The sequence below is a fragment of the Serratia sp. M24T3 genome (genome assembly GCF_000257645.1).
Classification (GTDB): domain Bacteria; phylum Pseudomonadota; class Gammaproteobacteria; order Enterobacterales; family Enterobacteriaceae; genus Rouxiella.
This window is the reverse complement of the sequence record NZ_AJHJ01000011.1, coordinates 99362-111862: the sequence shown is the minus strand read 5'-3', so window position 1 is coordinate 111862 and position 12501 is coordinate 99362. Positions and strand designations below refer to the sequence as shown.

Here is a 12501-nt window from a genome sequence, read left to right as displayed (position 1 = left end):
GAGAGGGCTTGTCCGAGGAAGGACATTCCGTGTGACGCCGAATGTTTTTAAGATCTCATCTCAGTGCGAGATCGAAGACAATGAAAATCTTGTAAGGTTAATAATATGCAAACTAAAGCTCCGTTATCGCGCATAGTCGTAATAATTACCGCTTTGTTCGCCGCGTTAAGCGGATTATATTTATTGGTCGGCGGAATATGGCTGACAGCAATAGGGGGCTCCCTCTATTACATCATCGCCGGTGCTGTTTATCTGGTGACGGCATGGTTGCTTTTACGCCGCCGTGCTTCTGTTTTGCTGCTTTATGCCGTGTTCCTTTTTGCGACCACCATTTGGGGTCTCTGGGAAGTGGGCTCCGACTTCTGGGCTTTAACGCCGCGTTTAGACGTGACGTTCTTCCTCGGTCTGTGGATCCTGCTGCCAATCGTTTATAACTACATGAGCAACAAGAATGGCTTCGCACGCGCTGCGCTGGCGACTTCTCTGGTGTTCACCGTAGTGGTACTGGTTTATTCAGTATTCAACGATCCACAGGAAATCAACGGGACAATCCCTGCAGCCGATACCACAGTTCAGTCTACTCCAGGCGTTGCCGACAGTGACTGGCCTGCCTATGGCCGTACTCAGGGCGGTACTCGTTACTCTCCACTGAGCCAGATTAACGACAAAAACGTTGGCCAGCTGAAAGAAGCCTGGACCTTCCAGACCGGTGATGTGAAAACAGCACACGATCCGGGCGAGTTCACCGACGAAGTCACGCCGATCAAAATCCGCGACACCCTTTACCTGTGTACTCCACACCAGAAGCTGTTTGCTCTGGATGCGGCTACCGGTAAAGAAAAATGGACTTTTGATCCACAGCTGAAAACTGACCCAACCTTCCAGCACGTAACCTGTCGTGGTGTTTCTTACTACGAAGATCCTGCTGTTGCACAGGGCAACGCGACCAACAGTACTGCTCCGGCAATCTGTTCACGCCGCGTACTGCTGCCAGTGAATGACGGTCGTATGTTTGCGCTGGACGCAGAAACAGGGGCTCGTTGTGCCGACTTTGGCAACAACGGTGAACTGAATCTGCAGAGCAACATGCCTTACTCTTCTGCCGGTCGTTACGAGCCAACTTCACCGCCAATCGTCACCAAAAGCGTGATCATTGTTGCCGGTGCGGTTACCGATAACTACTCGACCAAAGAACCTTCCGGCGTTATTCGTGGTTTCGACGTTCACACAGGTAAACTGCTGTGGGCATTCGATCCAGGCGCTGCTGAACCGAACAAGATCCCGGGTCCGGGCGAAAACTATACGCCTAACTCACCAAACTCCTGGGCTCCAGCGGCTTACGACGCGAATCTTGACTTGGTTTACCTGCCAATCGGCGTGGAAACTCCGGATATCTGGGGCGGAAACCGTACTCCGGACATGGAACGTTACGCGAGCAGCCTGCTGGCTCTGAACGCGACTACCGGTAAACTGGCCTGGGTTTATCAGACCGTGCACCATGACCTTTGGGACATGGACGTACCGGCTCAGCCTACCCTGGCAGACATCACCGACAAGAGCGGCAACAAAGTTCCGGTTATCTATGTTCCAACCAAAACCGGTAACATTTTTGTTCTCGACCGCCGTGATGGCAAGCTGGTTGTTCCAGCTCCTGAAAAACCTGTGCCACAGGGCGCAGCCAAAGGCGACCATACGTCTCCTACTCAGCCGTTCTCTGACCTGACTTTCCGTCCATCAGCCAAGCTGACCGGTAAAGACATGTGGGGCGCAACCATCTACGACCAACTGATGTGTCGTGTGATGTTCCACCGTCTGCGCTACGAAGGTACGTTCACGCCTCCTTCAGAGCAAGGTACGCTGGTATTCCCGGGTAACCTGGGGATGTTCGAATGGGGTGGTATTTCTGTTGATACCGATCGTCAGCTGGCTATTGCCAACCCAATCGCTCTGCCGTTTACCTCTAAGCTTATCCCACGTGGACCAGGCAACCCAATCGAGCCGCCAGCCGGTTCTACCGGTGGTAGCGGTACCGAGTCTGGTATCCAGACCCAGTACGGCGTGCCTTACGGTGTTGAGCTGAACGCATTCCTGTCTCCGTTGGGCTTCCCTTGCAAGCAACCATCCTGGGGCTATATCTCTGGTGTTGATCTGAAAACTAACGATATCGTCTGGAAAAAACGTATCGGTACCGTTCGTGACAGTTCACCAGTGCCATTGCCGTTTAAAATGGGTATGCCAATGCTGGGTGCGCCTACCTCGACTGCAGGTAACGTATTCTTCATCGCAGCAACCGCAGATAACTACCTGCGCGCGTTCAACATGAGCAACGGCGATCAACTGTGGCAGGCACGTCTGCCAGCGGGCGGTCAGGCGACTCCGATGACTTATGAAGTGAACGGCAAGCAGTATGTGGTTATTGCTGCAGGCGGTCATGGTTCATTCGGCACCAAGCTGGGTGACTACATCATTGCCTACGCACTGCCAGATGATGCTAAAAAATAAGTGACTTAACCGCAGCGCAAGCTGTAGACAAGTAACGCTCGAGGCCACTGAACATTCAGTGGCCTTTTTTTATGAAAAATTTTCAAATGATTGTTATTTATAAGATTAACTTACTTAAAAGCATTAGCGTATTAGCCCGATTCACTTTTGAAGCCCTGTCAGTGATGCTGATATCTTCACAGAGAGCTACCATGCCTAACTCGGTCACATCGCCTACTGTTGCTTTTATTCCTGTCGCATCCATGGGCCACACCACCCCATTACCGCCCGCAGGTAATCCGCTGATTACTCATTTGCAAGACGTCGACAACAGCGAAATCTACCCTGTTTCGAGCACCGAAAAGGTCCAGGCAGTTGCAATGCCAACGCTGCAACAATTAAAAGCGGCGGTTGGCGAGGCTCTGTTAACCTGCCGGGTACCCTTTTTATATACCCCCGATCTCAATCAGCTTTCTTCACAACAGGCTCTAGATGTCTTCATGTTTCCAGCAATGTACAACTCGATAAATAAGAATAAGTTATTGAAACAGGAAACACTGGATGCAATGCGGGCTTTTCCCAGAGGAGAAGGGGAAACTAGAACGTCTTATGCCACCAGGCTATGTAATACAATTCCAGGGTTTAGCAGAACTCAGGCCGCGGCCGCAGCCGGTCTTGGGATAGGCAGCATTAATAATGCCTTGGGGCTTCGCAGCGAGTCAGCTGGCACGACTGAACTTCGTAAGCACCCGAGTTACGTCGGGGAATCACCGGTAGACTATGGAAGGCGACTGAAACGCGATTTTCCTGATTTTCCTGGCGCTGATTATGCCATTGTCTCTGGGGCAGCAAGAACCACACTATGGAACTATCCCGAGTTTCAAAAGGAGACTATCGCCGTTGCAGAGGCTAGGCAAAACCCTGAATCTGCGAGAAAAACGGGAGAGTTAAACTTAGAATGGGGAGAAAGGCTGCAGAGGGATTTTAATCTGGACGTCACGGAGTGTTCACGTTTGACCGGGATAAATGTCGGTGTTTTCCGCAACGCACTCTTAACCAAAAGGCGTAGAGAAAAGGCTGAGCAGCAGAAAGCTAAACCTGTACAGCCAAGGGACATTGGCGCGGTAGAGCGTGGCACGGGTAATCCGGTGAATTTGCCAGCTGATTCAGCGCAGCCAATTGACTTTAGCGCGATAGATTATGCCGCCGGTACTCCGGTAAGTTCTCCTGCTCGGTCTTTACATGCTGATTCTATTGATGAAAACATATCGCTAACGGGCAGCTCTTCAACTCGGGATATCGATCAGCTATCTGTTGCTACCAGTGGGCTATCCCTTAATGAAGCCGGGCCCTCCCGTAGAAAAAACAGGCGCAGAGAAAAACTAAAACATGGGCAAACTGCCATGCTGCCGGAGCTGCTTGGCCAATTAAGACAGGTTGAAAAGGAAGATACGCTCTATGTTCTTGACTGGATCAGTGAACAGCAGCTGGTAGGACGCGCGTCAATGGGAATTATGAGTGCAGAAGCAGAAAGTGCCGGAACGCTGTTGATGCAAGAGGTCGTGACGGTGCTGTTAATGACCTTGAACAGTCATCCTCATTTGATCAGTAATGTTTATGAAGCATTTCTGCCCGATGATAATGAGGGACGAGCTGAAATAATCAATATGTTGCCCATTATCATGAATCGTTTAGCCGGATATAAAATGGCACAGTTGATTGCACGACTTAGTGAAAGTCCGTCGATTAAACAAGACATTCTTGAAACTCTAAGGCAGGAACATGTCGCCGATAGACCTTTACCCATGGCTTATATAGAAAGTAATAATTTTTTTGGCAGGGTAAATATTGCTTCTAAGAAAATTGTTGATTTATTTAAATATCATGTCGATGAACAGCCAGCAAACGACGCACTTAATCTACTTTTGGAGAGCTCGGAACGCCTGTTTAGAATGTCAGAAGAGAAATTAAAGGCTGCCGGCTTAACCGATAAGCCGAGCTGGCGAAATATGTTCTCATTACGGGGTAAAAAGCGTGCCAAGACTCACGTGGCAGTTGATACTCCGCATAACCAGGCTGTGATGACTGAAGGAAAACCTGAAATTACCGAAGACTTACTCCGCCAAGCACTGAGCATTGATCAAGAAAAACTGCAAAAATATCAAGATAATACCTTGAGGAATCGTGAAAGGTTTTCTCAAATGCGAGCTGAAATATCCAGAAAATCATCACAAAGCCTGCAACAGTTCACGGCTGTAGCGACATCAATGGCGGCGGTTAATGCTGTCGCGCAAAGTGCCTATCTCGCTGCATCCAGCAGTGCTGAAAAGCAAGCCCAATGGGAAGCTGATAAAGAAAGGCAGTCACTGGCATCGCGTATGGAGCGGGATAATTTCAATGAACAGTTGCGTATGTTGGCCCCAGATCCTGTGCGTTTAGGAATGAATATCGCAATGGAAGGAATGTATCAGGAAATGCGCGGCGATGTTCGGCCTTCGGTAAGAGATATCAGTGAGTTGACCCGAGAAGGCAATGCAAGAAGAAGTGAATATAATGAAAGAGTTGAAGAAAATAATGACAGAGTAAATGACAGGATTGCTGAAAATACAACCTTCGCGGAACAGCAGGTCGATATCATTAGCGCCAGAAATAATGAAATGGAAACCCATACAAAGCAGGTTTGGGGAGACAGAGAGAGCGATATGAATCGCGAGTATCGCCAACTCAGCGAGACTTTAAGGCCAGTTCAAGAATTTGCAGAGGCAGAGGCCTATGTCTCTGATAATGATGTCGAACTACAGCATGTGCTCGCTGAATTTGATTTCATTCGCTATAAAGAAATCCCAAGCGAACCTACAGCAGCGCCGTCCTTAAATTTACAGGATCAGCAAATTGCATTGATGAACACAATAGAAACGCCGTCCTTTAGTCTGCAAGAGGAACAAATTGCATTAATGAACACAATAGATACGCCATCTTTTAGTCTCCAGGATGAACAAATTGTATTTATGAACACAATAGATACGCCACAGGAGCAGCCATCTTCTTCGCAGGAGCCTGCTCGAGCTCATCGCCAGCGCGTGAAAATTGCCATGATGGACCCTATCTATTATCGTAAAAATCAGCCCTAAACTTTTCATTATTAGAGGACTCAGGGCGAGAGAAATAATATATCGTTTTCATGCCACGCCGATCCGGTTTTATACTATTTGCCGTCTACAGTTAAGTTAACTCAACCTGACTCACTATTGGCGAAAAATGAATTTACTGCATCCGCTCCAGCATTATTACCATTCCCGCCCAAGGCTGCTTGTCGCCCTGATATTGGCAATTGTCAGCTTCTTTCTTTTACCTGGCAATCAGCCGCTACTGCAGCGGCTGCTATTAAGCTGGAACGTGCTGGCCTGGCTTTATCTCGTGTTTCTGTGGTGGATGATGCTCAGAACACCCGCCGAGGGTATCGCAAACATAGCGCGTCGGCAGGATGAAAGCGCAAAAACCGTACTGGCACTGGTCTGCGTGGCCTGTCTGGTGAGTATTTTGGCTATTCTATTTGAACTTGGCGCGGTAAAAAATCTGACCGGAGCCAGCAAGATTGAGCATATTACGCTGACCGCCGCCACGCTGGTGGTGTCGTGGCTATTACTCCCCACGGCCTTTACCATGCACTATGCGCACATGCACTATCTCCACAGCAACGGAGAGGAAAAAGTGCTGCTTTTCCCGGATAAAATCAAGCTGCCGGGATACTGGGATTTTGCCTATTACTCTTTCACCATCGCAGTTGCCGCGCAAACTGCTGACGTCGGCACGGGCAATACTGTGGTCAGGAAAATCTCGCTGCTACAGGCGGTTTTATCATTCATTTTTAATCTGGCGATCCTGGGACTTTCGATCAACGTCGGTGCGGGTCTAATGAGTTAATATTTGCCTGATTGAAAAGATTCCGCTTGAAATTCAAGCTTTAAAAAAGGTATTTCTATTTATCTTTATTTTTTTCAGCGTATTTCAAGGCAGGGAAAGAATGAATCTTTGGGTTAAACACACCGTCGCGATTTTGCTGCTGGGATTTACCGTACAGGCGCTGGCAAAAAACTGTATCGAGGTACGAGCCGGGATTGATATGGGTTCAGGTACCACAAAAATTCAGGTCAGCGAGGTCAATATTTGCACCAAAACCTTGGGTAAATTGCTGTTCTCGCAGGATAAGCCGATAGGTTTCAACGAAGATCTGGCCGAGTCGACAAACAATCAGCTGAGTCCGGCGATTCAACAGCAGGGCGCTGCGGCTTTAAAAGAGCTGGTTTCTGCGGCACAAAAATATCATCCAGTGCGCATCACTGGCGTAGCGACCGCGGTATTCAGAACGGCTGCCAACGGCCCGCAGGTGATTAAGCAATTTAATAAACAGGCGCATATTTCGCTGCGGGTGATTTCGCAGGCTCAGGAAGCACAGCTGGGTTTCCTGTCGGCCAAGGCCGCGCTGAACAATCCTAAAATCAAGGATACCGACCTGCTGGTGTGGGATATTGGCGGTGGATCGATGCAGATGACGACCTATCAGCAGAAGAACGGCGTTAAAACGCCGGAGATTTATCTGGGAAAACTCGCCTCGGTCAGCCTGAAAGACATGGTGATTCAAGTGCTGATGGACAAAGATCTTAAGCAGATAAATTCGCCAAACCCGCTAGGCCCGCTAGCGGCCGAGATTCTGCGGTTTGTGAATTTTTATGCTCGTACCCACGTTAATCCACAAATCGTTCAGGCGGCAAAAAGTAAAAAAGTTATTGGAATCGGTGGGGTGCACGGCTATTCGATTAAAGATCAGCTGCATCCGACAAATAATCAGTACACGGTAGCCGACTTGCAACGAGTGGCGAAAGATAAAGTTAATCTGTCAGATGCTCAGTTGTCCGGCGATTACCGCGCGACTGATGTGACTAATCTTTTGCTGGTGGAAGGCTTTATGCAGGCGCTGAATATTTCAGACGTCACCATAGTGAAGGCCAATCTGATTCAGGGTATTTTGCTGCAATAACAACTCCTCCGAACGGCAAAATGTTTGCCGTCCGTTTTTTCCCCTCTCTTCTGTGGGGTATTAATCACAGGCACAAGATTAGTGATAACAATATTTCGCGCAATCAGCTTTTGGCTGTTGTGCACAGTGATTAGTTTTTGCAGCGGCTGCAGTACCTTATCCAAAATGAAAACTGACCCGACCTCGGCCCAGGGATTGCGGCTGGCCCACACCGGCAATCTGGATGCTGAAGTCAACGAGTTGGCACAACCGCTTGTCGATCAACACCAAACGCCGGGTTTAGTGGTTGGCGTACTTTTCCCTGACGGGCAGACCCACGTTTACAGTTATGGCGTGACCGGCCAGGCCGACGGCGGCAAAGTAGGCGGCTCGACGCTGTTTGCCGTGGCCTCGGTCAGCAAAGGATTTTTGGCGGAAATCACTACGCTGATGGTACAGAAGGGCACATTAAGGTGGGATGAAACGCTGGTAACGCTGCTGCCTCGCGGTACACCGTTAAGCCCGGATGCGCGCAAGATTACTCTGCTGCAGTTGGTGACTCATACTTCGGGATTGCCGCGCCAGATGATGACCACTGAGATGCTGGGCGGACTGGTGCAGTATCTGTTTACCGGTGACAATTTCTATCATGCTCTCGACCGGCATAGTCTGGTGGACTATCTCGCCAGCTACAGCGCGCCTGCCGACAAATCCCCGCGCTATTCAAATATTGGTTACGGCCTGCTCGATTATATTCTGGAGCTTCGCAGCGGTAAGCCCGTTCAGGCGCTGCTGGTGGAGAATATTACCGGGCCGCTGCGGCTGTCGCACACCGGCTATCAACCGATTTTATTACCGGGTTATGCGCAGCGGGCAATGGGCCACGCAGGCGATCAGCCAAAGTTTATCCGTCGCGGTAGCCCCGTTCCCGACTGGCATTTTTCCTCATTGATGGTGGGTGCCGCAGGGCTGTATACCAATGCCAATGACCTGCTTGTCTACGCCTGCGCGCATCTTCATGCCACCGGTTTTCCGGCACTGGATGATGCTTTGCACGACTCTCTTCGCGTTCGCTACCGGCGCAACAGCGAGGCGGCGGCCAGCGGCTGGATTGTAGACCGGGTAGGCACGCAAACTATTACCTATCAGGTTGGATTTATCGGCGGTTTCTCAAGCTATATCGGTCTCGACACCCGCCATAAAACCGCCGTTGTCGTGCTGCAAAACAGCTTTAACTGGACCAATAATATCGGCCATAAAGTTTTGCAAAGAATGGGCGAGGCCATGGATGCCAAAAGCGACTATGATGAAAACGGTAAGGTAGAAAGAGGATGCTACCAGGGCAAGGCATTGAATCATGTGATCTTCCCTGTTTATTGATTGCAGTGGCTTTGATTGGAACGCTTTCATCAGATTGCTTATATTTGCTAAAAACACGCAGGAGCAGGTTTTATGTCATCAGGCACTTTTACGTCATCAAATTCAGAGGATTTCCAGCAAGCCGCGGACGATTTTGTCTGGCTGGAAGAGATCAATGGCGAAACTGCCGTAGATTGGGCCATTCAGCAAAGTCAGCAAACTCGCCGTGAATTTGCCGAGAGCGATCGATTTGAAACTATCCGCAGCGATGTATTTGACTGTCTGAATGCTTCGACGCAAATCCCGATGGTCAACAAATGCGGGCACTATTTTTACAACTTCTGGCAGGATGAAAAAAATCCGCGTGGCGTGCTGCGTCGTACCAGTTTTGCCTCTTATCGTACAGAGTCACCCGTTTGGGAAACCGTGCTGGACATCGATGCTTTGGGCGCGGCAGAAGGCACCGACTGGGTTTATCACGGCATTCAGACTCTTGCGCCAGAGTATCGGCGCGGGCTGTTGCATCTCTCTCCCGACGGGGGAGACGCCTCGGCAATTCGCGAATTTGATTTAACTACGCTGAGTTTTGTCGAGGACGGTTTTAACCTGCCGTCGGCCAAAAGCCGCGTAACGTGGATTGACCACGACCGTTTGTTTATCGCTACCGATTTCGGTCCGGGTTCAATGACTACCTCGGGTTATCCGCGTATTGCCAAAATCTGGCAGCGTGGGACGCCCCTCGAAAGTGCGATAACCCAGTTCAGCGCCGAGCCTACCGATATGTCGGTGATGATCGTACGCGATGACACGCCGGGCTATGAACGTAATTTCGTCGGCAGAACCCTTGATTTTTATCATCGCGAAGTCTTTCTGCTCGACGAAACTCAGCAGGAACAAGAGAAAAAGCTGCTGCCGCTCGAGATCCCGCAAGATGCCCGTTTCAGTACCTGGAGGCAGTGGCTGTTGCTTTCTCTGTCATCAGAATGGACTGTCGGCGAGGAAACCTATTCTTCCGGCAGCTTGCTGGTTACTGAATTCGACCGCTTTATGGCGGGCGATCGCAAGTTCAAGATCCTGTTTACGCCGGGTGAGACCACGACGCTGTCAAACTTCTCGATGACCCGTGATTATCTGATCCTCAGCATTATGGATAACGTGGTCAATCGTCTGGAAGTGCTGAAATCCGAGGCCGGACTTTGGACCCGTCAGGGGCTGGGCGATGCGCCGGAGCTTAGCAAAATCAGTGCCTCGGGCATCGATGAAGACACCAACGAGTACTTTATGACGGTGACCGGTTTCTTGCAGCCGACCTCGCTGTATTACGGCGTGCTGGGTGAGCAGGACGGGAAGGCCGCGGAGATAATCAAGCAGGCACCGAGCTATTTTGATGCCTCGAAGTATCAGGTAGCACAGCATTTTGCCGCCTCGGATGACGGCACGGCGGTCCCGTATTTTGCCATCTCGGCCAAAGACATGGTTCTGGATGGCAGCAATCCGACTCTGCTGTATGGCTATGGCGGTTTCCAGGTTTCTCTCGATCCTTACTACCTCGGCGTGACCGGCACTGCGTGGCTCGAACGCGGCGGGGTGTTTGTGATTGCCAATATTCGCGGCGGTGGAGAATTTGGCCCGCGCTGGCATCAGGCTGCATTGAAAGAGAAACGCCTGCGCGCCTATGAGGATTTTTCGTCGGTAGCTAAAGACTTGATTACTCGTAAAATTACCTCGGCGGCGCATCTCGCGGCACAGGGCGGCAGCAACGGCGGCCTGTTAGTCGGCAATATGTTGACACTTTATCCTGAGCTGTTCGGGGCGATTGTCTGCGAGGTGCCATTGCTGGACATGCTGCGTTATACACAAATTTCTGCCGGTGCCTCATGGATTGCCGAGTATGGCGATCCGCAGAAACCGGAAGAGTGGGCGTTTATTAAAGCGTTTTCACCGTATCAGAATATCGATCCGCTAAAAACCTATCCTCCGGTGTTGTTCACTACCGCGACCAGCGATGACCGCGTAGGTCCGGGACACGCCAGAAAGATGGCCGCTAAAATGCAGCAATCTGGCATCGAAAATGTTTATTTTTACGAAAACACCGAGGGTGGCCACAGTGCTGCGGCAGACAAAGCGCAAAACGCCTTCAAGCGTGCGTTGGTCAGCGAGTTCTTATGGCGCTATCTCGGAGAGTAAAAACACTCAATTGTTTCCTAAAGGCTGTTTTTAATTAAAAACTGGCGCGAAATCTCGCGTCAGTTCTTTTTCTGCAATCACAAAATTATGTTGTTTAATCAGGCTAACTTCATGAATTTAATTGTTTTATGAATTTTTGGGACTTGCCAGTCAGTTTGACTTTTCCTAAAAACATTGCCCGCAACGCCGTTAAATGGTTATTATTTGCACCTGTTTGATAATGGTTATCAAAATCATTTCTATTTGTAAATCAACTGCCTGGATACCTTTATTTTGAATAAAATCCTGCTTAACAATGCCACGCGCGTACTTGCCGCAGCGGGTCTGATGGCGGCTTCATTCGCCTCCTTTGCCACGACTTATCCGCTGACTGTTACCGATCTTTCGGGCCAGAAAATCACCATTAATAAAGAGCCTGAGCGGGTGATCGTGCAGGATGGCCGTGACATTTTGTCGTTGGCGTTGTTGGATAAAAGCGATCCCTTCAAGCGCGTAGTGGCGTGGAATAACCTGCTGAAAACAACCGATGCCGGGACCTGGGATATGCTCAAAGGCAAATGGCCTGAATCGACCAAAATCCTCGACATGGGCTTTAGCGACCAGGGGCAGGTTGATTTAGAAACGGTGATTGCCAAGCATCCTGATCTGATGATTGCCCAGCTGCGGGCGAAAAAGTCACTGCAACAGGGCGGGGTGATCGACAAGCTGAATGCCTTGCATATCCCAATCGTTTTCGTTGATTACGATATCAACCCAGCCCAAGACACTGCGCCAAGTATCGATCTTTTAGGTAAGGTATTGAATCAGGAGAAGAATGCTTCTGCCTATACCACTTTCTACAAAGCGCATTATCAACACATTCAGGATGCGATTGCTGCAATCAAAAACCGTCCTAACGTGTTTATCGAACCGCTGGCGGGTCGTTCCGACTCTTGCTGTTTTACTCATGGTGAAACCGGCTGGGGGAAACTGATTGAAGCGGTTGGTGCGAAGAATATCGGTTCAGCGCTGCTGCCGGGTGCAACCGGTGAAGTCGCGCTGGAAAAAGTGATCAGCATGAAACCTGACGTCTATATCTTTACCGGCTCTATCCATCCGGGCAAAGGCCAGACGACCATGATGCCGTTTGGCTACTCCGCAACTCAGGCTGAGGTCGATAAGGAAGCTAAAGTGTTGACCTCGCGCACCGGTGTAGCACAGGTTCCAGCAGTTATGGACCAGCGCGTTTATGCGATTTATCACCAGTTCTATAACCATCCGTACAATATTGTCGGCATGGAATATCTGGCAAAAGATATTTATCCGCAGCAGTTTAAAGATTTGGATCCGTCCAAGACTTACCATGAAATTGTGCGTAATTTCACCCAGTTGCCGGACAAGAACTTTATCTTCGGCTGGCAGCCGAAGAAATAACCGTACACAACTTTACGCCGATCACATTTGTTGACACTCAGTTA

The 12501-nt window shown here is 49.8% G+C and carries 7 protein-coding genes; all 7 read left to right on the top strand.

Translation table 11 applies throughout. The features are described from left to right. The first annotated feature begins 105 nt into the window (after positions 1-105). The 7 genes from SPM24T3_RS11495 to SPM24T3_RS11465 all read left to right on the top strand — a co-directional run bounded on the left by SPM24T3_RS11495 (position 106) and on the right by SPM24T3_RS11465 (position 12457). Positions 106-2502, top strand: coding sequence for a glucose/quinate/shikimate family membrane-bound PQQ-dependent dehydrogenase (locus SPM24T3_RS11495; RefSeq protein WP_009636920.1), 2397 nt, complete (start codon positions 106-108; stop codon positions 2500-2502). Between the two features lie 71 nt (positions 2503-2573). Beyond that, positions 2574-5612: a hypothetical protein gene (locus SPM24T3_RS11490; RefSeq protein ID WP_009636919.1), complete on the top strand. Its 3039-nt coding sequence runs from the start codon at positions 2574-2576 to the stop codon at positions 5610-5612. A 127-nt stretch (positions 5613-5739) separates the two neighbouring features. Then, positions 5740-6405, top strand: a complete 666-nt coding sequence (locus SPM24T3_RS11485; protein ID WP_009636918.1) for a DUF1345 domain-containing protein — start codon at positions 5740-5742, stop codon at positions 6403-6405. Positions 6406-6505: 100 nt separating this feature from the next. After that, entirely contained in the window at positions 6506-7519 is a 1014-nt protein-coding gene (locus SPM24T3_RS11480) for a Ppx/GppA phosphatase family protein (RefSeq protein ID WP_009636917.1), read from the top strand. Positions 7520-7684: 165 nt separating this feature from the next. Continuing rightward, positions 7685-8878 carry a serine hydrolase gene (locus SPM24T3_RS11475; protein WP_009636916.1) on the top strand — a complete coding sequence of 398 codons (1194 nt, stop codon included), beginning with the start codon at positions 7685-7687 and terminating at the stop codon, positions 8876-8878. Between the two features lie 72 nt (positions 8879-8950). After that, a complete protein-coding gene (locus SPM24T3_RS11470; RefSeq protein ID WP_009636915.1) occupies positions 8951-11044 on the top strand; it encodes a prolyl oligopeptidase family protein in 2094 nt (697 codons plus the stop codon). A 285-nt stretch (positions 11045-11329) separates the two neighbouring features. Beyond that, on the top strand, positions 11330-12457 hold the full coding sequence (locus tag SPM24T3_RS11465; protein ID WP_037378293.1) for an ABC transporter substrate-binding protein: 1128 nt from the start codon (positions 11330-11332) through the stop codon (positions 12455-12457). The last annotated feature ends 44 nt before the right edge of the window (positions 12458-12501 follow it).